We start from the raw sequence: 20,723 nt of genomic DNA on the forward strand, positions 1-20,723 counted from the left end.
CCCCACCCCCTTCGCCGATACGAGCGCCCTACGACCGCTCCGGCGCCCGGTCGCGCCACGGCAGCTCCGCCGTGACGACCGTCGGACCGCCCGGCGGCGAATCGATGACGAACAGCCCGTCCACCGCGTCCAGCCGCTCCGCGAGCCCTCGCATACCGGTGCCCCCGTCGAGCCGGGCCCCGCCGCGGCCGTCGTCCCACACCTGGATGAGCAGCCGGTTCTCCGCCCGCCACACGTCGACCGACGCCGACCGCGCCCCGCTGTGCTTGCTGATGTTCTGGAGCAGTTCCGAGACGGTGAAGTAGGCGATCCCCTCGATCGCCTGGACCGGCCGCGCGTCGAGGTCGGCGGTCACCTTCACCGGCACCGTGCAGCGCGAGGCGACCGAGGAGAGGGCGGCGTCGAGCCCGCGGTCGGTCAGGACGGCGGGATGAATGCCCCGCGCCAGATCCCTCAGCTCCTGAAGCGCCAGCTTCACCTCGCCGTGCGCCTCCGCGACCATCGCCTGCGCGTACTCCGGGTCCTCCAGCAGTTTCTCCTTCGCGAGACCGAGCCCCATGGCCAGGTTCACCAGCCGGGCCTGCGCCCCGTCGTGCAGGTCGCGCTCGATCCGGCGCAGATCGGCGGCGGCCGTGTCGACCACGACCCCGCGGTCCGACTCCAGTTCGGCGATACGGCGTTCCAGCTCGTCGGAGGGCGACAGCAGCCCCCGCACCATCGCCCGGTCCACGTCGGCGAGGCCCCGGGCGATGAACGGCAGCACCGGCCACAGCACGAACAACGAGGTCAGCGTGATCGTGAAGGTCAGCACGCCCCACGGCAGCCGGATGAAGTCGTACAGCACCGTCCGCCAGCCCACGGGGTCCTTCACCCCCAGCCACAGCTGGGCGATGAAGCCGTTGCCGCCTTTCCTGGTGCGCCACGGCAGCGGGCTCGGCTCGTCCACCCGCACGCCCAGCAGCGCCCGGGCCCGCGCCCGCTCCAGTTTGCCGAGCTGCCGCGCGCCCAGCAGACCGGCCGCCAGCAGCGGGAATCCGATCACCGTCACGGTCAGCCAGAAACCGGTGAGCAGCACCGTCACGACGTAGACGAATCCGAAGACCGACACGGGCAGGTTCGCCAGCAGGTGCGCGATCTCCTTCCACGTGTGCGCGTCGTAGGCGAAGCGGGCCGGCGGCGGCCGGCCGTCATCGGTTCCGCCGTATTTGCCGGTGGTCACGGCACGGCTCGGGGACGATTGGCGTTCGGTCATATGGGCTAGCGTGCCGGGCGAGAGGCCCGTGCGCCATGAGGTGGACCGCCGCGAGGCGCTGGGGAAAACCCCACCCCCTCTCCTTCTAGGGGTGATGGGCTGCTTACCGCGCCTTTACGAGGGCCTAGACTCCCGTGCGTACAGATCGTCGAACAGCGGTGTTCAGCAGCTCACGCTGTGTTCAGCGGCTCACAGGGAGCGAGGGGCGGACGTGCCGGAACCGACCGTCGTCGGTGCAAGCACCGTCGATCCGACTGTCGTCGCGGCGGACTACTTCCAGTCGTACTCGGTCGTAGGACTGCTCGCCGTCGTCGGCGTGCTGTTCGTCGCGGTCGCCTTCGGCGCCGGACGCCTGCTGCGACCCGTGGTCCCCACCCCCGAGAAACTCCTGACGTACGAGTGCGGAGTCGACCCCGTCGGCGAGGGCTGGGCCCACACCCAGGTCCGCTACTACGTCTACGCCTTCCTCTACGTCATCTTCGCCGTCGACTCGATCTTCCTGTTCCCGTGGGCGACGGTCTTCGCGGCCCCCGGCTACGGCGCGGCCACCCTCGTGGAGATGTTCGTCTTCCTGGGCTTCCTCGCCGTGGGGCTTCTGTACGCGTACAAGAAGGGAGTCCTGGCATGGACGTGACCGGCTCGGAACCCGTTCTGCTCCCGGAACCGAAACGGCTCGGCGCGCTGGCCCGTCTCGCCCCCGAGCCGATGAAGGTGGTCCTCAACTGGGGCCGCCGCTACTCCCTCTGGGTCTTCAACTTCGGCCTCGCCTGCTGCGCGATCGAGTTCATCGCCGCGTCGATGGCCCGCCACGACTTCATCCGCCTCGGTGTCATCCCCTTCGCCCCGGGGCCCCGCCAGGCCGACCTGATGGTCGTCTCCGGCACGGTCACGGACAAGATGGCCCCGGCGGTGAAGCGCCTGTACGAACAGATGCCCGAGCCCAAGTACGTCATCTCCTTCGGCGCGTGCAGCAACTGCGGCGGCCCGTACTGGGACTCCTACTCGGTGACGAAGGGCGTCGACCAGATCATCCCGGTGGACGTCTACGTCCCCGGCTGCCCGCCACGCCCGGAGGCCCTCCTCCAGGGCATCCTGAAACTCCAGGAGAAGATCGCGAGGGAGTCGCTGGGGGAGCGGTACGGGGTGACGTCGGGGATGTCGGGAACGTCGGGGACATCGGGGACATCGGGAGTGTCCGGGGGCCGCGCGTCGGTGGCGGCGCTCCAGAGCGGGTTGGTGCAGGGACCGGGGTCGGCGACCGGACCTGTTTCTGATTCTGATTCTGCTTCTGGTGCTTCTGCTTCTGCTATTGGTTCTGGTTCGGGCTCGGGCTTGGATTCGGGTTCTGTTGAGGGGGGTGCGCGGTGACGGCCGTCGGCTGGCTGCCCGCCCCCGCCGAGGAACTGTTCGGCCCGGAGGCCACCGCGGAGGAGTCGTACGAGGTCCTCACGGTGGACGTCCCGCCCGCGTCCTGGCTCACCGCGCTCGCTGTCGCCCGCGACGAGCTGGGCTGCACCTACTTCGACTGGCTGAGCGCGGTCGACGAACCCGGCACCGGCTTCCGCGTGGCAGCCCACGTGGCGGCCCTCGCCCCGGTACGACGCCTGCTGCTCCGCACGACGGTCCCGCACGAGACCCCGGTCCTGCCCACCGCCGTCGACATCTACGCGGGCGCCGCCTGGCACGAACGCGAGACCCACGAGATGTTCGGCGTCACCTTCGAGGGCCACCCCTCCCTCGCCCACCTGCTGCTCCCGGAGGCCTTCGAGGGCCACCCCCTCCGCAAGGACTTCGTCCTGGCCGCCCGGGTCGCCAAGGCCTGGCCCGGCGCGAAGGAACCGGGCGAGTCCGAACACGGCGGCCCCAAGCGCCGCCAGATGCTCCCCCCAGGAGTCCCCGACCCCAACGACTGGGGCCCCCAGAAGGGCCAACTCCCCCCCACCCCAACCCGCCCGACCCGCACCCCCCGCCCCACCTCGGACCGCCCCGTCCGCCGAGCCCGCTCGGCGTCGGAGGGCTCGGCGAGCCAGACGGAGACGCCGGGGGCCGGCGCTGGCGCGGGGGCAGGCTCTGCGGGGGCGGTTCCGGGTGCGGGTGCTGGTGCTGGTGCTGGTGCCGGGGCTGGGGCTGGGGGTGCGGTTCCGCGTCGGGCGCGGTCGGCTTCGGAGGGGTCGGCGAGTCAGGCGGGGACGCGGGGTGCCGGGACCGGGGCAGGCTCTGCGGGCACGACTCCGGCTCCGGGTGCTGGTGCTGGTGCTGGGGCTGCGGGTGCGGCTCCGCGTCGGGTGCGGTCGGCTTCGGAGGGGTCGGCGAGTCAGGCGGGGACGCGAGGTGCAGGCACTGCGGCTGGGGCTGCGGGTGCAGTCCCGCGTCGGGCGCGGTCGGCGTCGGACGGGTCCGTGAGCCAGGTCGGGGAGTCCGGTACGTCCGGCGCTCCGACACCCGGTTCGCCCGAGACTGAGTCGGCAGCTCCGACGCCCGGTTCGCCCGAGGCCGAGTCGGCAGCTCCGGTGGCTGACTCGCCCGAGACCCGGTCGGCTGCACCAGCGACCGGCTCGCCCGCGTCCGAGTCGGCGGCACCGGCCCGCTCGCCCGAGTCCTCGTCGGGCACCCCGACGAAGGGCCGGCCCGCGTCGGATGCAGCCACCTCACAGCGCCCGGCGAGCAGCGGTACGACCTCGAGCAGCGCTACTCCCGCAGGCCCGCGCCGCGGTCGCAGTGCCTCGGGCGGATCCGCGAGTCAGCGCGCCACGACCACCCCCGAACCGTCGCCGTCGCCCTCGCCGTCTCCGGAGGAATCGGGCTCCAACCCCGCTCGCCCCAGGACCCCCGTCCCCCCGCGCAGCTCCGACGCCCCGTGGCACCACGCCCGCCCGGCCTTCGACGACCCGGTACCGAAGCGACCCCGCACCCCCGAGGACGCGGAACTCACCCGGAGCCCCGAGCCTCCCACGGTCCCTGAGCCACCCACGACTCCCGTTGAGCCCTCGGGGTCCGAGAACCCGGCCCCTGAAGCCGCCGAGCCGGGCTCCGAACCCGCTGCTCCAAGCCCACGGGACGCCGACTCGACCCCCGACGACTCCACTACCGGCGACGACTCCACCACCGGCGACGACTCGACCCCGGATGACCCGCCCTCGGCCGAGACGCCCCCAGCCGAGACACCCCCGGCCGAGTCGACTTCCGACGAGCCGTCGCCCACCGACACCTCAAATCCCCACCCCCGAAACACCCCCGACCACCCCACCGGAGGCCCGCAGTGAACGACGCTCTCGACGTCGCCCTGCGACTCCTGATCGTCTTCGTCGTCTTCCTCACCTTCCCCTTGATCATCGGCCAGACCGAGCACAAGGTGATGGCCCACATGCAGGGCCGCCTGGGCCCCATGTACGCCGGCGGCTTCCACGGCTGGGCCCAACTCGTCGCGGACGGCGTCAAGTTCGCCCAGAAGGAAGACGTCGTCCCGGCAGGCGCGGACCGCCGCATCTTCCAACTCGCCCCCGCCGTCGCCCTCCTGCCCTACCTCCTCGTCCTCCTCGCCATCCCGATCGGCCCCGGCGAGGGCGCCGTCGGCGAGGTCGTCGACGCAGGCGTCTTCTTCGTGCTCGCCGTGATGGGCGTGGGTGTCCTCGGCTCCCTCATGGCCGGCTGGGCCTCCGCCAACAAGTTCTCCCTCCTCGGCGGCCTCCGCACCGCCGCCCAGCTCCTCGCCTACGAGCTCCCGATGCTGCTCACCGCCGCCTCCGTGGCGATGGCCGCCGGGACCGTCTCCCTCCCCGGCATCCTCGACGCCTTCGAGTGGTGGTGGCTGCCCTGGCAGATCGTCGGCGCGATCGTCTTCTTCGTCGCCGGCCTCGCTGAACTCCAGCGCCCTCCCTTCGACATGCCCGTCGCCGACTCGGAGATCATCTTCGGTGCCTACACCGAGTACACCGGCCTCCGCTTCGCCCTGTTCCTCCTCGCCGAGTACGCCGGAATCGTCGTCCTGTGCGGCCTCACCACCGTCCTCTTCCTGGGCGGTTGGCACGGCCCCTGGGGCGCCGACGGCCTCGGCTGGGTCTGGACCCTCCTCAAGACAGCCCTGCTCGCCTTCGTCGTCATCTGGCTCCGCGTGACCTACCCCCGCCTGCGCGAGGACCAGCTCCAGAAGCTCTCCTGGACCCTCCTCGTCCCCCTCTCCCTCGCCCAGATCGCCCTCACCGGCATCGTCAAGGTGGTGATCCAGTAGCCATGGCCCCGATTCCTGGCAGCGGCCTCGCCAAGGGCCTGGCCGTCACCCTGCGCACGATGACGAAGAAGACCGTCACCGAGCAGTACCCCGACACCCAGCCCGACCTCCCGCCCCGCACCCGCGGGGTGATCGGCCTGTTCGAGGAGAACTGCACGGTCTGCATGTTGTGCGCCCGTGAGTGCCCCGACTGGTGCATCTACATCGACTCCCACAAAGAGACGGTCCCCGCCGCGACCCCCGGTGGCCGCGAACGCAGCCGCAACGTCCTCGACCGTTTCGCCATCGACTTCTCCCTCTGCATGTATTGCGGTATCTGCATCGAGGTGTGTCCTTTCGACGCCCTGTTCTGGTCCCCGGAGTTCGAGTACGCCGAGACCGACATCCGCGACCTGACCCACGAGCGGGACAAGCTGCGGGAGTGGATGTGGACCGTCCCGGCCCCGCCCGCCCTCGACCCCGGCGCGGAGGAGCCGAAGGAGATCGCCGCCGCCCGCAAGACCGCCGAAAAACTGGCGACGACCCAGCCCCAGCCGACGACCCAGCCCCAGCCGACGGACCCGACCGGATCTAACCCAGAGCCGCCCACCGAGCCGCCCGCCGGGCCCACCGCCCCTGAGGGAGACGCCCCGTGACCCTCGCCGCAGCCACCGCGACGACGGCGCACCCCACACTCACCACAGTCGCCGCCGAATCCCACGGCTTTCTCTCCCCGACCGGCGTCGAGGTCGCCTTCCTGCTCGTCGGCCTGGTCACCTTCGGCGCCGCCCTCGTCACCGTCACCACCAAGCAGCTGGTGCACGCCGCCCTGTGGCTGGTGGTGGCCCTCGGCGGCCTCGCCGTCGAATACCTCCTGCTCACCGCCGAGTTCATCGCCTGGGTGCAGGTCCTCATCTATGTCGGTTCCGTAGTCGTCCTCCTTCTGTTCGGTCTGATGCTCACCAGGGCCCCCATCGGCCGTTCTCCGGACGCCGACTCCGGCAACCGCTGGGCCGCCCTCGTGGTGGCCGTCGCCGCGGCCGCGGCCCTGGTCTGGGTGGTCGCCGACGCCTTCCGCACCACCTGGATCGACCTGGACGGCCCCGCCGCCGGCTCCACCGAGGCCACCGGCGCCAGCCTCTTCCAGAACTGGGTGCTCCCCTTCGAGGCCCTCTCCGTCCTGCTCCTCGCGGCCCTGGTCGGCGCGATCGTCCTGTCCCGCAAGGCGAAGGCGGAGTCGAGCTCTCCCCCTCTGAACTCCCGAGCCGCGACCGGTAGTTCCCCATCTGCTCCGAATTCCCGTAATCGCCCGATCAGGCGAAATGGGCGATCCGAGGCAACCCGATCGGCTGCGGGAACCGAGCCGACGGCCAGAGGAACGGCGTCGACGACCAAGGAAACGGGGCCGACCGAGGCAAGCAACCCGGTCGAGGCAACCAACCCGACCGAGCAGGAAGGCGCCCGCTGATGCACCTCGCCTATCCCGCCGTACTCGCCGCCCTCCTCTTCTGCACCGGCCTCTACGGAGTCCTCGCCCGCCGCAACGCGATCCTCGTCCTGATGTCGGTCGAGCTGATGCTCAACGCCGTCAACCTGAACCTGGTCGCCTTCGACGTCTGGCTCAGCAAGGCCGCCGAGGAGACCCTGCACTCCGGTCAGGCCCTGACCCTGTTCACCATCGCCATCGCCGCGGCCGAGATCGGCATCGGCCTCGCGATCGTCCTCGCCGTCCACCGCAACCGCGGCACCGCAGACATCGACAAGCTCCGCGACACCGCCGAGGGCCACGGCCCCGAAGACACCGACGACGACGCCCGCACGGCCGAGCCGGCCGCGGAGACCGGGCGGACCGGGAAGGCTGAGGCCACCGCGTGACCACGACCACCCTCGCCGTCCTCGTCCCCCTCCTTCCGTTCCTGGGTGCCGCGGCCGGCCTGCTCCTGGGCCGCACCGCCCCCGGCTTCGTCCGCCCCCTCGCTGTCGTCCCGACGCTCGCCGCCCTCGCACTGGCCGCGGTGGTCGCCGTACGCCAGGGCGGCGACCAGGCGGTGAACGCGGCCACCGAACTCACGCCGACCGGCTCGGTCCCGATCGAACTCGCCCTGCACATCGACGGCTTCGCCGCCCTCGTCGCCGTCCTGGTGGCCTTCGTCGCCACCTGCGTGCAGATCTACTCGACGGGCTATCTGCGCGACGACCCGCGCTACCCCTCGTACGCCGCTCTCGTCTCCCTGTTCACCTCCGCGATGCTGCTCGTCGTCTACTCCGGCGACCTGATCGTGCTGCTGGTCGGCTGGGAGGTCATGGGCATCTGCTCGTACTTCCTCGTCGGCCACTACTGGGAGACTCCCGAGGCCCGCGCCGCCTCCCTCAAGGCCTTCCTGGTGACCAAGCTCGGCGACGTCCCCTTCCTGATCGGCCTGTTCGCGCTGGCCACCGACGCCGGGTCCTTCCGGATCACGAAGGTCCTCGACACCGTCGCGCACGGCGGACTCGACCACCCGACCCTGATCGCCCTGCTCCTCCTCGCGGGCGTGGCGGGCAAGTCGGCGCAGTTCCCGCTGCACACCTGGCTCCCCGACGCGATGGCGGGCCCCACGCCCGTCTCCGCGCTCATCCACGCCGCGACGATGGTCGCCGCCGGTGTCTACTTCATCGCCCGTCTCCTTCCGGTCTTCGAGGCGTCCCGGGCCGCGATGGTGGTCCTCGCCGTCATGGCCGCCGTCACGATGCTCGGCTCGGGTCTCGCCGCCCTCGCGCAGGACGACATCAAACGCGTCCTCGCCTACTCGACGATCGGTCAGCTCGGCTACATGACCGGCGCCCTCGCCGTCGGCGACCGCGGCGCCGCCGTCTTCCACCTCCTGTCCCACGGCGCCTTCAAGGCGCTCCTGTTCCTCGCGGCCGGCGTGATCATCCACGCCGCCGGCACCAACTCACTCGCCGCCATGTCCCGCATGAAGGACCTGCGCCTCCGCGTTCCCGACGCCTTCTGGACGATGACCGTGGCGCTCCTCGCGCTCGCCGCGATCCCGCCCTTCAGCGGCTTCTTCTCCAAGGAGTCCGTCCTCGGCGCCGCCGAGCACGTCGCCACCGGCCACACCGAGCACGCCCCCGGCGCCGCCGGCTGGATCACCCTGGTCGCCGGCCTGATCACGGCCCTGCTCACCGCGGCGTACGCGACCCGCCTGTGGCTGCTGGCCTTCCACGGACGAGGCGCCGAAGCGCCCGACCACGGCCGCCAGCCGCTGACGATGAACGTGGTGCTGTGGGTTCTCGCAGTCCCCTCCCTCGCCCTCGGCGCCTTCGCCTACCGTGTGCTGCCCGACTGGTTCGACGGACGCGACCTCACCCCGACCCTCACCACCTCCGTCCTCGGCACGGGCGTGGCCCTGATCGGCGGCCTGGTCACCTACGCCGCCTGGCGCCACACCAGCGCGGCCGCGGCGGCCGTCCCGCTGGGTGCGGTCGCCGCCCACCCCGAGGGCGACGCCGGACTGGTCGAGGCCGAGGCCATCGCCACCCACGAGCCCGCCTACGGAGACGTGGCCTACGCGCCCGACCCCGCCGACCCCGGCCGGCTGCTGCTGGGGCCCCTGCACCGCCACGCGGCCGTCGGCTTCCACCTGGACGCCCTGTACACGGCCGTCTTCGTCCGCCCCGTCCAGGCCGGAGCCACCCTCGTGCGGTTCCTGGACCGGGAGGTCGTCGAGACGTACGTGCGCGGCGCGGGCGCGTTGCCCCGCTGGCTCGGCGTCGCCGTACGGCGAGCCCAGACCGGCAATCTCCAGACCTATGTGAGCGCGCTGCTCGCCGGCACCGTCGTCCTCGCGGTCGCCGTCGTCCTCGTCGCCACGGGAGCGTGAGCAGGCGTGATCGATATCAACGAGTCCGTGATGCAGTTCCTTCTGGCATTGATCGTGGCCGGTCCGCTCCTCGGCGCCGTCACGGCCCTGCTGCCCGCCCCGCCCGGACTGAGGGGGAAGTCGCCCGAGCAGGCGGTGCTGCGGCACGGCGTCACGGTCACCGGCGTGATCCTCATCGCCGCGATCGTCCTCGCGCTCGGCTTCGACCACGACCATCCGTCGAAGATGCAGGCCACGACCGACATCAGCTGGATCCCCGCACTCGACGTGCGCATCCACCTCGGCATCGACGGCATCTCCCTCCCCCTTCTGGTCCTGACCGCGCTGCTGACCTTCCTCTGCGCGCTCTACTCCTACTTCAAGATGCCTTCGGGGCCGACCCCGAAGGCCTTCGTCGCGCTGTTGCTCGTCCTCGAGTCCGGCACCCTCGCGACCTTCGCCGTCCTCGATCTGCTGCTGTTCTTCCTCGCGTTCGAGACGGTGCTCATCCCGATGTACTTCCTCATCGCCCGCTGGGGCGGCGCGGAACGTCAGGCCGCCGCCTGGCGCTTCATCCTGTACACCCTGCTCGGTTCGGTCGTCATGCTGCTCGGCCTGCTCCTGATCGGGATCAAGGCGGGCACATTCGACATGGTGGCACTCGCCACTGACAACGGCCGGTCGCTGACCACATCCGTGCAGGTCATCGCCGTTCTGGCGATCGGGATCGGGCTCGCGGTCAAGACCCCGATGTGGCCGTTGCACAGCTGGCTGCCCGACGCCCACACCGCCGCCCCCACCGTCGGCTCGGTCCTGCTGGCCGGTGTCCTGCTGAAGATGGGTACGTACGGGTTCGTGCGCATTCTGCTGCCGGTGGCGCCCGACGGCTTCCGCGAGTTCGCGCCCTACCTCGCCGCCTTCGCCGTGGTCGGGATCATCTACGGATCCCTGGCCTGCCTCGCCCTCGCCAAGAGGGGAGCGAAGGGCGACCTCAAACGCCTCATCGCCTACTCCTCCGTCGGCCACATGGGCTTCGTCCTCCTCGGCATCGCCACCATGACCCCGACCGGCGTGAACGGCGCCCTGTTCGCCAACATCGCCCACGGCCTCATCACCGGACTCCTGTTCTTCCTGGTCGGCGCGCTGAAGGACCGTACGGGCACCACCGATCTCGACACCCTCGCCGAGGAGACGGGCGCCGCCCTGTACGGCAAGGCCCCCCGCCTCGGCGGCCTGCTGGCCTTCGGAGCGGTGGCCTCGCTCGGGCTCCCCGGGCTCGCCGGTTTCTGGGGCGAGATGCTGGCCCTGTTCGGCGCGTTCAAGCCCGCCGACGATCTCAGCCGCCCCGCCTTCCTCACCTTCATGGCGATCGGCGCGTTCGGCACCCTCCTGACGGCCGCGTACATGCTCGTCGTGGTCCGCCGCGTCTGCATGGGCGCCGTACCCCAGGACGCCCCGCAGCTCGCCGACGTCCACACCTACGAGTTCGCCGCATGGACGCCACTCGTCGCCCTCACCGTCGTAGCGGGCCTGTGGCCGAAGGCCCTCCTGGGCCTGACCGACCCGGCCGTGCAGCAGCTCCTCGCAGGAGGCAAACGATGAGCACCCTGGCCGCCGTGGCCACGCCATTGGCATCCTCGGCAGAGTCGCCGGCCGTGATGGCCGCGAACCTCGTCCAGTCCGTCGACTGGCTCGCCATCGCACCCCCCACCCTCGTGGCGGTCGTCGGGCTCGTCGTCCTGGTCGCCGACCTGTTCGTGGGCGACCGGAAGAAGGCCCTGCTCGGCTGGCTGTCGGTCGCGGGCCTCGCCGCCTCCGCGCTCCTGCTGCTGCCCCTCCTGGACGGCGACCGCAGCACCTTCTGCCTGACCGGCGACACACGCGTGTGCAGCTACACGGTGGACCGCTTCACCCTCGTCATCCAGTTCCTCGTCCTCGGCGGAGCCCTGCTGGCGGCCCTCCTGTCGGTCACCACCCTCAAGGACGCCGACAAGCAGCTCCCCGAAGGGGAGTACTGGTTCCTGCTGCTCTCCTCCGCGGCCGGCGCCGCCCTCCTGCCCGCCTCCCGCGACCTGGCGACCCTGATCGTCGCCCTGGAGGTTGCCTCACTGCCCGCCTTCGCGCTCGTGGGCATCCGGCACGGCGACAGGAAATCGTCCGAAGCGGCCCTGAAGTTCTTCCTGTCCTCGGTCACCGCGACCGCGGTCAGCCTCATGGGCATCAGCTTCGTGTACGCCTCGACGGGCACCCTGTATCTCACCCAGGTCGCCGACCGCATCCAGCACGTCGACGGACAGCTCCACACCCTCGCCCAGACCGGCGTCGTCCTCACCCTCGTCGGCTTCGCCTTCAAGACGGCCGCGGTGCCCTTCCACTTCTGGGTGCCCGACACGTACGTGGGCGCGCCCCTCCCGATCGCCGCCTACTTGTCGGTCGTCGGCAAGGCGGTCGGCTTCTCCGGCCTGATCCTTGTCACCGTCGTAGCCCTGCCGTCGTACGCCGACGTCTGGGGACCGGCACTCGCCGCTCTGGCCGCCCTCACCATGACCGTCGGCAATGTGGGCGCACTGCGACAGCAGGCCACGCGCGCGTACAGCGCGGTACGACTGCTCGCCTGGTCCTCGGTCGGCCAGGCCGGCTACCTCCTCGTCCCGATCGCCGCGGCCGCGTACACCGACCATGCCGAGCGCTCCGTGGGCTCCACCGTCGCCTACGCCCTCATGTACGCCGCCGTGAACCTCGGCGCCTTCGCGGTGGCCGCTCTGGTGGGCCGTACGAGGACCGCGAACCGCCTCTCCGACTACCGCGGCCTCTACGCGTCCAACCCCCTCGCCGCCCTCCTCATGGCCTTCTTCCTGCTCTGCCTGGCCGGGCTGCCGCCGGGCATCATCGGCCTGTTCGCCAAGGTCACCGTGTTCTCGGCGGCCGTGGACGCGGGACTCGGCTGGCTGGCGGTCGTCATGGCGATCAACGTCGTGATCGCGCTGTTCTACTACCTCCAGTGGACGACCCTGCTGTTCCGGGCCCCCGAGGGCGAACCGGCCGCGCACCGCGTTCCCGCCCCCCTGACCGCGGCGCTCGCCCTGACCGGAGTCCTCGGTCTCGTCCTCTCCGGCGCACCCCAGTTGGTGCTGCGCTTCACCGACACCGGCCTCTTCTGAAACCACCGGCACAGAAGCGAGCCGTCACCCTTCCGGAACCCGAACCCGACCTGTCTCCCGACCCGTCACCCGGACGGCCCACCTGGGCCTCCACGCCCACCAGGGAACTCGTGGCCGCCGCCTGGCGTTGAGGAGAACGGAAGGGTCCACTGGACGTGACACCACGGACCAGTGGCTCGGAAGACATCGGAGACCAGTAAGCAAAGGGTTCCTCTGCGGCACCACTTGGAGGGCGCACCGTGCACCGCCGGCACAACGGGCTCAGGACCGCAGTCCTCCTCGGAGGGCTGTCCGCACTCATCATCGTCATCGGCAGCTTCTTCGGCCGCATGGGGCTGATCGTGGCCGTCCTGATCGCGCTGGGCACCAACGCGTACGCGTACTGGAACAGCGACAAGCTGGCTCTACGCGCGATGCGCGCGCGCCCGGTGAGCGAGTTCGAGGCGCCGGCCCTGTACCGCATGGTTCGCGAGCTCTCCACCCAGGCCCGCCAGCCCATGCCGCGCCTGTACATCTCGCCGACCGAGGCCCCCAACGCCTTCGCGACCGGCCGCAACCCGCGCAACGCCGCGGTGTGCTGCACCGACGGCATTCTGCGGATCCTGGACGAGCGCGAACTGCGCGGCGTCATCGGCCATGAGCTCAGCCACGTCTACAACCGCGACATCCTGATCTCGTCGGTCGCCGGCGCGCTCGCCTCCGTGATCATGTTCCTGGTCAACTTCGCCTGGCTGATCCCCGTCGGCCGCTCCGACGACGATGACGGCCCGGGCCTGCTCGGCATGCTGTTGATCATGATCCTCGGTCCGCTGGCGGCCAGCCTCATCCAGCTGGCGATCAGCCGGTCCAGGGAGTACGAGGCGGACGCCTCCGGAGCCCAGCTCACCGGCGACCCCCTCGCGCTCGCCAGCGCCCTGCGCAAGCTCGAAATGGGCACCCAGCAGCTGCCGTTGCCCCCGGAACCACGTATCGAGACCGCGAGTCACATGATGATCGCGAACCCCTTCCGCCCTGGTCAGGGACTGTCCAAGATGTTCTCGACGCACCCGCCGATGGCGGAGCGCATCGCCCGGCTCGAGAAGATGGCAGGTCGCCCCCAGTGAAAACCATCCTGAACGTCATCTGGCTCATCCTCAGCGGCTTCTGGCTCTTCCTCGCATACCTGGCCGCGGGTGTGCTGCTCTGCATCACGATCATCGGCATCCCGTTCGGGATAGCCGCCTTCCGCATCGGCGTCTACGCCCTGTGGCCCTTCGGGTACACCACGATCGAGCGCCGGGACGCGGGCGCGCCCTCCTGCCTGGGCAACGTCCTGTGGCTGGTCCTCGCCGGCTGGTGGCTCGCCCTGGGCCACATCGCGACCGGACTCGTCCTCTGCCTGACGATCATCGGAATCCCGTTCGGCATCGCCAACTTCAAGCTGATCCCCGTGTCCCTCTTCCCGCTGGGCCGGGAGATCGTCCCCACGGACGTACCGTTCGCGGCCCGCTGACGGGCGGGTCGGGGGAGTGGGGGCACCGAAGTACGTCCTGCTGTCGTACGACCGTCAGGCCGAGTTCGAGGGCCATGAGGGCTACGAGGCGACCTGGGCCCTGTGCGAGGACGTCACCGACCTCTTCGCCGACCCGCCGCCACCGGTCCGAAAGACGTACGAACTCCTGGGCTGCGCTCCTGAAGGCGTCCTCCGGGAAGCCCTCGTAGAGGCGCGTGCCACGGGCTCGGCGCCCCTCGGCGAACTGATCCTGGAGATCCTTGACAAGGCTGGCGCGGTGGGCGGCGAGTGGTACCTGGAAGACGTCCGAGTACTCGGCGACCGCCCCTGCGCCCGCGATCTGACCCTCCGCGACGTCACGATCGAGGGCACCGAAGCCGAAGACGATCAGGACGACTATCCGAGGCGCCCGCCGCTGTCCCCGGGCTATCGGCTGCTTGCCGCGGAGAACGGACAGTACGGCACATGCCGCGACCTGGCTCACCTCCGAGAGCCTCAGGACGATCCCACGGAACCGCCGGTGCGCCTGCTCGGATGCTCACCACAAGGCGCCCTTAAGGCCGCGTTGGACGCCGGGGAGGAAGACCTCGGACACGCGAAGCTCCTCCGTGTCGACTCGTCCGGGCGTCCCGTGCAGACCGCCGCCGAAGGCGAGCTGCGGGCCTGGATCCCGTCAGCTCGAGGTCCCGGCCTCGTCGACCTCACCCTCGACCTGTGGTCGGAGCGGCCACCGCTCGCAGCCCCAGAGGTGTGGGACCTGTGGGGAGCGGGGCGCCCGGAGGAGTGCAACCGCTGGAAGCAGTGCGGTCCCGAAGGACGCCGGTTCTGGCTGCGAACAGCGCTCGACAACCATGAACACGGCCGCCCGGACCTGGCACCGGACACGATTTGTCATCTCGACGGCCGCCATATCACCGACCTGCCCGGCTTCTTCTGCGCCTTGGGTGAGGCGGTCAACGGCCCCGGTGGCTACTTCGGGTGGGGCCTGGACGCCCTGAACGACTGCCTGCACGGCCGTTGGGGCGTAGCTCCGCCCTTCCGCCTGGTCTGGCACGACTCCGAGGTCGCCCACCGCTGTCTGGGCGTCACCCCGCACGCCGTCCGCCGCCCGCCGAGTTTCGATGAGCTCGTCGCTTTTCTCGCCGAGCGCGATCGGGTCGAGGTCCGCCTGGCCTGAGCGGAAGGGGGGCGCATTGGGCTGAGTCGTGGTCGCCGGGGGCGTCCAGGCTTTCCAGGTCGGCAGTTGTCCACAGGCTGGTGGTCGGGCTCGGGCCGGGGGTTGTCCACAGGTCGATGGTTGTCCACAGGCCCGCCCGACTGTCGGTGCCGCGCTGCATCATGAATGCATGACCGAGAGCGAGCAGTTGCTGGCACGGGTGGCGGACAAGGCCCGCAACACCCGTCCGTGGGGCTGGGCTTCCCTCCCCGAGCCGGTGGATGCGGCCACCCTGAGCCGCGCCGAGGCCGCGCTGGGCTTCCGCCTGCCTCCGCTGCTCGCAGACCTGTACCTGCACATAGGAGACGGTGGATTCGGCCCGGAGTACGGGCTGTTGCCCCTCCTCGACAGTCCGCCGGCCGGCGAGCCCGCCGCCGTCGTGCAGTACCTCGCCAACCGCAAGAGCGGCCGTAAGGACCCCGACTGGCCCTGGCCCGAAGGCGTCCTGCCGATATCCCACTGGGGTTGCGCGATGTACGCGTGCGTGGACTGCCGCACCGAGGGAGCCCCGGTCCTGCTCTTCGAACCCAACGCAGGCGACTGCGAGCACTCCTGGTTCGTCGACAGCGCCACCCTCGCCGACTGGCTGCGAACGTGGGTCGACGGCACGGGCTGGTACGAGGAGATGAACGAGGAGCTGGAGATGGCCCCTTGGGCGGAGTTCCGAATACGCACGAGCCGGTCAGTTCAGGCGTCCTGACGGGAGAGGGGACACCGACCCCTACGCCGCACACCGCGGTGCGGCGACTGCGACTCGGGCGGGGTTAACAACAGGCCGCGCGGGCCGCGCCGCCCGCCAGGGCATGCGCCACGGCCGACCTGTCAGCCGCACCGCCCCCACGGAGCCGCCCCACGTACGGCGCTGCCTCCACTACCGCGCCCGCAACTTCCGTACCCCGTACGCGACCGCCCCGACCCCCAGTACTCCCGCCCCCACAACCACCGAAACGGCCGGAAGCGCGAACGCCAGTACCCCGCACCCGAGCAGACCCACCGCCGGAACCACTCGAGCCACCGAACCCGAACCTGAACCCGAATCTGAACCCGAATCTGCATCCGACGTCGAACCCGCGGACGATCCCGATCCCGATCCTGAACCCGCAGACCAACCCGATCCCGATCCCGAAGCCGAACTCAGCGTCCATGCCGACGCGTTGGCCACCGCGTAGTACGCCAGCACACCGAAGGAGGAGAACCCGATCGCGCCCCGGACGTCCACCGTGGCGGCGAGGACCGTGACCACCGCGCCCACGGCCGCCTCAGCCCGGTGCGGTACCTGGAAACGGGGGTGGACGGCGGACAGCGCGCGGGGCAGATGTCCGTCCCGTGCCATGGCCAGCGTCGTCCGTGAGACGCCCAGGATCAGGGCGAGCAGCGAGCCGAGCGCGGCCACGGCGGCACCGACCCGCACCACCGGCGCGAGCCCCGGCACCCCGGCCGCCCGCACCGCCTCGACCAGCGGCGCACCTGCACGTCCCAGAGCGTCGGCACCGAGCACAGAAAGGACAGCCACGGCCACCGCCGCGTAGACGACCAGCGTGATACCCAGGGCCAGGGGGATCGCGCGGGGGATGGTGCGCGCGGGGTCCCGTACCTCCTCGCCGAGGGTTGCGATGCGCGCGTAACCCGCGAACGCGAAGAACAGCAGACCGGCAGCTTGCAGCACCCCGCCCGCGCCGCCCGAGGCCCCCACGTCCAGCCGCCCGGCCTCGGACGCACCCGACCCGAGACACACGACCACGACGGAAGCGAGGACAGCGAGGACCACCGCCACGATCACCCGGGTCAGCCACGCGGACTTCTGGATGCCGCCGTAGTTCACCGCGGTCAGTGCCACCACAGCAGCGACGGCCACGGCATGGGCCTGTCCCGGCCAGACGTACGCCCCCACCGTCAGAGCCATCGCCGCACAGGAGGCCGTCTTCCCGACCACGAACGACCAGCCCGCGAGGTAACCCCAGAACGGACCGAGCCGTTCGCGTCCGTAGACATACGTGCCGCCCGAGGCGGGGTACAGGGCGGCCAGCCGAGCTGAGGACGTGGCGTTGCAGTAGGCGACCAGGGCGGCGACGGCGAGTCCGAGCAGCAGCCCGGAACCGGCGGCGCGGGCAGCCGGACCGAGGGCGGCGAAGATGCCGGCGCCGATCATCGAACCGAGCCCGATGACGACGGCGTCGGTCACCCCCAGGGTGCGCCGCAGTTCGGCAGCGGATTGCGTCATGAGCCGCACCCTACTGACCGGGTGCAACCGCGGAGCATGGCCCTGACGTCCTCTCCGGCAGGATCCGCATGGTTCGCCGGGACGTAGATCACAGCCCGCGGACTGTGCGGGCACAGCGCGGAAGGGCAGGTTCAGGGCATGAGCATCATCGGCTGGATCATCCTCGGGCTGTTGGCCGGAGCCATCGCCAAGTTCCTGCTGCCGGGACGCGACCCGGGCGGCATCCTCGGGACCACACTCATCGGAGTCGCGGGCGCGTTCATCGGCGGCTGGATATCGGCCCGTTGGCTGGACCACCCGATCTCGAAGGACTTCTTCGACGGCGCCACCTGGGCGGCCGCGATCGGCGGCTCACTCGTCCTCCTGATCGCCTACCGTCTCCTGTTCGGCAACTCGCGCGACTGAGTCACCCTGGACCGCAGCCAGCAGGCGAGAAGGGTGGGCACCGGCCAGGTGCCCACCCTTCCTCGTGAAGCCGTGAAGCCGTCGGTCCAGCGGCTCGATGGCTCCATGGCTCGATGGGTCAGCGGCTTACCGGTAGTTCACGAACTGGATCGCGAAGTCGAAGTCCTTGCCCTTCAGCAGGGCGATAACGGCCTGAAGGTCGTCGCGGCTCTTCGAGCTGACCCGCAGCTCGTCGCCCTGCACCTGGGCCTTCACACCCTTCGGGCCCTCGTCACGAATGATCTTCGCGACCTTCTTCGCGTTGTCCTGGGAGATGCCCTCCTCGATCGACGCGAAGATCTTGTACTCCTTGCCGGAGAGCTGGGGCTCGCCCGCGTCGAGCGCCTTCAGCGAGATCCCACGCTTGATCAGCTTGGACTGGAAGACGTCGAGGACCGCATTGACCCGGTCCTCGGAGTTCGCCTCCATCAGGATCTTGTCACCGGACCACGAGATCGAGGCACCCACGCCCTTGAAGTCGTAGCGCTGGGAGATCTCCTTGGCGGCCTGGTTGAGGGCGTTGTCGACCTCCTGCCGCTCGACCTTCGAGACGATGTCGAAACTGGAGTCGGCCATGTCCTGTGGCTCCTTGTATCGGGGTGCGTGTCGGCGTGCGTACGGATGTGTATCGGCGTACGTGGGGGTGGGCGCCGAGCCTGTCGTGGACCCGGGCCGCATCCGCCCAAGCCTAGTCACCCCACGCCCCGCGGGCGCAGATCAATCGGGTGGCGAAGCACCCCTGGGCATCGGGTATTGTTTACGTCGTTGCCACGGAGCACCGCCGAAAGACGGTTCGAAGGGCAGCATCCCCGGCGGTGTGCCCGAGCGGCCAAAGGGAGCAGACTGTAAATCTGCCGGCTCAGCCTTCCCAGGTTCGAATCCTGGCGCCGCCACGCTGAGAGAGACCCCCTCTCACCAGGTTAATCACCTGGTGAGAGGGGGTCTCTGCGTTGCCCGTGCTGTTCGATTCGCCGTTGACGGGACGTGGACGTGTCTCACCTCGTACCGCCCATATCCCACTGTCGATCAGTGCGTGTCCCCCAGGTGTCCCCCGGGGGTGAGCATGATCACTCGGGCTCGTTCCACTCCCGAAGTGCGGCGTCGATCCGGCTGTTCGCACGCTCCTGGGTCTCGTCAAGCACCTTGGCGTACACCTTGTGCAGCACCGCGATGCTGTGTCCGGCCCGGCGGGCGCACTCCATGGCGTCCACCCCGGAACTGAGCCAGAACGACACGCCGGCGTGCCGAAGGTCGTAGGGCCGGCGGGCCAGCAGCGAGGCTGTTTCCGCTTCGGTCAGTACGTCCTTCCGGGCCTTGGCCCACACCTCTCCATATCCGGTCTCCTGTAGCAGCCCATCGCGGTTCGTCCGGAAAAGGCGCCCATCGGGTGCCGTGCCGTGCGTGGTGATGTGCTCCCGCAGTAGGCGGACGAAGTGGGGTGGGATCGGTACCGGACGGGAGTCCTTCTTGGCGCGGGCCTTGAGGTGACGCGTCTCATGTGCCGTTCCGTCGTCGGTCCAGCTCCGTCCGGCCCGGACGATTCCTTGCCGCAGGGTGAGCATGCCCCACCCCGTCTCCGGGAGGTGGCACTGGCTCACGCGCAATCCGGAGGCTTCGGCGGGGCGCATGGCTGCGTAGTACAGGCACCCAAAGAACGCTTCCAGGTGTCGCCCACGCGGCCCCTGCTCACGCACCCCCGCCAGCAGCGCGCGGACCTGGCGAGGGTTGGCGACGCTCTCGGGGTCGACCGCTTCCACCGATTTCGGGGCAGTCCACTTCACGGCCGTGATCGGGTTGACCGGCATGGTGAAGTACTGCTCTTCCACGGCGAGCCCGAGAACATCGCTCAGGCAGGCTCGCTTGCGCTTCGCGGTGCGCGGCGATGCCTCTTTCCCGTCCAGCCGTAGGGACAGTGCATCCAAGGCCAGACGCACGGTCGCTGGGTCCTCCATCGCAGAGACCGGCATCGAGTGTTTTGAGATCCAGGCGAGAGCGCGGGCCACATCGTCCGGCGGGCTCTCGTCCCAGCGGTTCCGGTTGTACGCCCACCCGTACAGCGCGCGCCGCATGAGCGCGGTGTCGGGCATCCCCGTTTTCGTCTTCACGAGCGCTGGGGTGATGGTGGCCAGCGCATCGGCGTAGTTCTTCCGCGACTTCGCAGGGGCCAGCGCCCACTTGCGGTCGACGTACGTGCGACTGTGCTCGTACCACGTGATGGAGCCCTGCTTGGCGCGTAGTTCGGATACGGGCAGGCCAGTCTCTTCGTCGAACTGGTAGCCGTGTCGTACGGCGGACATGAGTTCCGAACGGCGGCCTTCCGCCTGCACCTTGAGGGTGTAGCTCTTGGAGTGCTTGCGCTCCCCGACCAGCCAGCGCAGGCGGTAGGGCTTCGGGCGATCCTTGCGGACCTCGATGGAGTAGAGGCGAACGTCGTAGGTCAGTGCCATATGAACTCCAAAGGGGCCCGCTTCCAGCGGGCCCCTCGTGTCTTGAGTGCGGGGGAAGGTAGTCAGGCTGCGTCTTCCATGGACGCCCACCAGGCGTCGAGGTCACTTCGACGGCAACGGAGTTGCCCGTTCGACAGCTTGATGAGCTTCGGAGCCCTGCCACGGGCGCGCATGCGGTAGAACGCGGCCCGGCTCATCTTGATCTCACTGAGGACTTCGCAGAGTTTGAGCTTCTCGGTGCCTGCCAAGACGGCAACTCCTTCTCGGGATGAGGAGCGGGGGCCCGTCGACCCCCTCCTGAGGGGCGCTACTTCCGCTACCTCCGCTACCTCGCAGGTCAGGGGCTTGTTGGAGGTAGCGGGAAGGGGTAGCGGTAGCGGATGGGTAGCGGGGCGGTAGCGGCAACCGGGGCGAGTTGCCGCTACCGCATTAGTGCTG

General features: G+C 70.1%; 20 protein-coding genes and 1 tRNA gene. 16 read left to right on the plus strand and 5 right to left on the minus strand.

What is annotated here, in order from left to right; all coding sequences use genetic code 11:
• Window positions 1-28 precede the first annotated feature (28 nt).
• The gene (locus AQJ54_RS00895; RefSeq protein WP_107120988.1) at window positions 29-1,252 is read right to left on the minus strand and encodes a sensor histidine kinase; all 1,224 of its coding nucleotides are present in this window, start codon (window positions 1,250-1,252) and stop codon (window positions 29-31) included.
• A gap of 211 nt (window positions 1,253-1,463) precedes the next feature.
• Here AQJ54_RS00895 and AQJ54_RS00900 point away from each other — a divergent pair, with 211 nt between their 5' ends.
• The 14 genes from AQJ54_RS00900 to AQJ54_RS00965 all read left to right on the plus strand — a co-directional run bounded on the left by AQJ54_RS00900 (window position 1,464) and on the right by AQJ54_RS00965 (window position 15,873).
• A complete protein-coding gene (locus AQJ54_RS00900; protein ID WP_020135887.1) occupies window positions 1,464-1,886 on the plus strand; it encodes an NADH-quinone oxidoreductase subunit A in 423 nt (140 codons plus the stop codon).
• Window positions 1,877-2,620 (plus strand): NADH-quinone oxidoreductase subunit B, encoded by a 744-nt coding sequence (locus AQJ54_RS00905; RefSeq protein WP_062232900.1) that lies wholly within the window; start codon window positions 1,877-1,879, stop codon window positions 2,618-2,620. Before AQJ54_RS00900 ends, AQJ54_RS00905 begins: the two co-directional genes overlap by 10 nt.
• On the plus strand, window positions 2,617-4,515 hold the full coding sequence (locus AQJ54_RS43120; RefSeq protein WP_079069674.1) for an NADH-quinone oxidoreductase subunit C: 1,899 nt from the start codon (window positions 2,617-2,619) through the stop codon (window positions 4,513-4,515). The genes AQJ54_RS00905 and AQJ54_RS43120 overlap by 4 nt, the downstream gene beginning before the upstream one ends.
• Complete coding sequence (locus AQJ54_RS00915) at window positions 4,512-5,480, plus strand: complex I subunit 1/NuoH family protein (RefSeq protein WP_062023325.1); 969 nt, start codon at window positions 4,512-4,514, stop codon at window positions 5,478-5,480. Before AQJ54_RS43120 ends, AQJ54_RS00915 begins: the two co-directional genes overlap by 4 nt.
• A gap of 2 nt (window positions 5,481-5,482) precedes the next feature.
• Complete coding sequence (locus tag AQJ54_RS00920; RefSeq protein WP_062232905.1) at window positions 5,483-6,115, plus strand: NuoI/complex I 23 kDa subunit family protein; 633 nt, start codon at window positions 5,483-5,485, stop codon at window positions 6,113-6,115.
• The gene (locus AQJ54_RS00925) at window positions 6,112-6,927 is read left to right on the plus strand and encodes an NADH-quinone oxidoreductase subunit J family protein (protein ID WP_062232908.1); all 816 of its coding nucleotides are present in this window, start codon (window positions 6,112-6,114) and stop codon (window positions 6,925-6,927) included. Before AQJ54_RS00920 ends, AQJ54_RS00925 begins: the two co-directional genes overlap by 4 nt.
• Window positions 6,927-7,334: an NADH-quinone oxidoreductase subunit NuoK gene (gene nuoK / locus AQJ54_RS00930; RefSeq protein ID WP_062232921.1), complete on the plus strand. Its 408-nt coding sequence runs from the start codon at window positions 6,927-6,929 to the stop codon at window positions 7,332-7,334. Before AQJ54_RS00925 ends, nuoK begins: the two co-directional genes overlap by 1 nt.
• Complete coding sequence (locus tag AQJ54_RS00935; protein ID WP_062232923.1) at window positions 7,331-9,325, plus strand: NADH-quinone oxidoreductase subunit 5 family protein; 1,995 nt, start codon at window positions 7,331-7,333, stop codon at window positions 9,323-9,325. The genes nuoK and AQJ54_RS00935 overlap by 4 nt, the downstream gene beginning before the upstream one ends.
• A 6-nt stretch (window positions 9,326-9,331) precedes the next feature.
• The gene (locus AQJ54_RS00940) at window positions 9,332-10,906 is read left to right on the plus strand and encodes an NADH-quinone oxidoreductase subunit M (RefSeq protein WP_062023334.1); all 1,575 of its coding nucleotides are present in this window, start codon (window positions 9,332-9,334) and stop codon (window positions 10,904-10,906) included.
• A complete protein-coding gene (locus AQJ54_RS00945; protein ID WP_381005509.1) occupies window positions 10,903-12,465 on the plus strand; it encodes an NADH-quinone oxidoreductase subunit N in 1,563 nt (520 codons plus the stop codon). Before AQJ54_RS00940 ends, AQJ54_RS00945 begins: the two co-directional genes overlap by 4 nt.
• A gap of 239 nt (window positions 12,466-12,704) precedes the next feature.
• Entirely contained in the window at window positions 12,705-13,568 is an 864-nt protein-coding gene (gene htpX / locus AQJ54_RS00950) for a zinc metalloprotease HtpX (protein ID WP_062232926.1), read from the plus strand.
• On the plus strand, window positions 13,565-13,957 hold the full coding sequence (locus AQJ54_RS00955; RefSeq protein WP_062023337.1) for a YccF domain-containing protein: 393 nt from the start codon (window positions 13,565-13,567) through the stop codon (window positions 13,955-13,957). Before htpX ends, AQJ54_RS00955 begins: the two co-directional genes overlap by 4 nt.
• 16 nt (window positions 13,958-13,973) lie before the next feature.
• Window positions 13,974-15,134: a barstar family protein gene (locus AQJ54_RS00960; protein ID WP_062232931.1), complete on the plus strand. Its 1,161-nt coding sequence runs from the start codon at window positions 13,974-13,976 to the stop codon at window positions 15,132-15,134.
• Between the two features lie 169 nt (window positions 15,135-15,303).
• The gene (locus AQJ54_RS00965) at window positions 15,304-15,873 is read left to right on the plus strand and encodes an SMI1/KNR4 family protein (RefSeq protein ID WP_062232933.1); all 570 of its coding nucleotides are present in this window, start codon (window positions 15,304-15,306) and stop codon (window positions 15,871-15,873) included.
• Between the two features lie 171 nt (window positions 15,874-16,044).
• On the opposite strand, the gene AQJ54_RS00970 is transcribed toward AQJ54_RS00965, so the two are convergent.
• Window positions 16,045-17,394, minus strand: coding sequence for an APC family permease (locus AQJ54_RS00970; protein WP_062232935.1), 1,350 nt, complete (start codon window positions 17,392-17,394; stop codon window positions 16,045-16,047).
• Between the two features lie 138 nt (window positions 17,395-17,532).
• On the opposite strand from AQJ54_RS00970, the gene AQJ54_RS00975 reads away from it, so the two are divergent.
• Window positions 17,533-17,799 carry a GlsB/YeaQ/YmgE family stress response membrane protein gene (locus AQJ54_RS00975; protein WP_020135873.1) on the plus strand — a complete coding sequence of 89 codons (267 nt, stop codon included), beginning with the start codon at window positions 17,533-17,535 and terminating at the stop codon, window positions 17,797-17,799.
• 126 nt (window positions 17,800-17,925) lie between these two features.
• On the opposite strand, the gene AQJ54_RS00980 is transcribed toward AQJ54_RS00975, so the two are convergent.
• The gene (locus AQJ54_RS00980; protein ID WP_062023344.1) at window positions 17,926-18,414 is read right to left on the minus strand and encodes a YajQ family cyclic di-GMP-binding protein; all 489 of its coding nucleotides are present in this window, start codon (window positions 18,412-18,414) and stop codon (window positions 17,926-17,928) included.
• Window positions 18,415-18,649: 235 nt separating this feature from the next.
• On the opposite strand from AQJ54_RS00980, the gene AQJ54_RS00985 reads away from it, so the two are divergent.
• A tRNA-Tyr gene (locus tag AQJ54_RS00985) sits at window positions 18,650-18,731 on the plus strand.
• A gap of 174 nt (window positions 18,732-18,905) precedes the next feature.
• Here the strand turns inward: AQJ54_RS00985 and AQJ54_RS00990 are convergent.
• Window positions 18,906-20,285: a tyrosine-type recombinase/integrase gene (locus AQJ54_RS00990; RefSeq protein ID WP_062232938.1), complete on the minus strand. Its 1,380-nt coding sequence runs from the start codon at window positions 20,283-20,285 to the stop codon at window positions 18,906-18,908.
• 62 nt (window positions 20,286-20,347) lie between these two features.
• Window positions 20,348-20,533, minus strand: coding sequence for a helix-turn-helix transcriptional regulator (locus AQJ54_RS00995; RefSeq protein WP_062232941.1), 186 nt, complete (start codon window positions 20,531-20,533; stop codon window positions 20,348-20,350).
• Between the last annotated feature and the right edge of the window lie 190 nt (window positions 20,534-20,723).

This window comes from Streptomyces griseorubiginosus, assembly GCF_001514195.1.
Lineage (GTDB): Bacteria > Actinomycetota > Actinomycetes > Streptomycetales > Streptomycetaceae > Streptomyces > Streptomyces griseorubiginosus.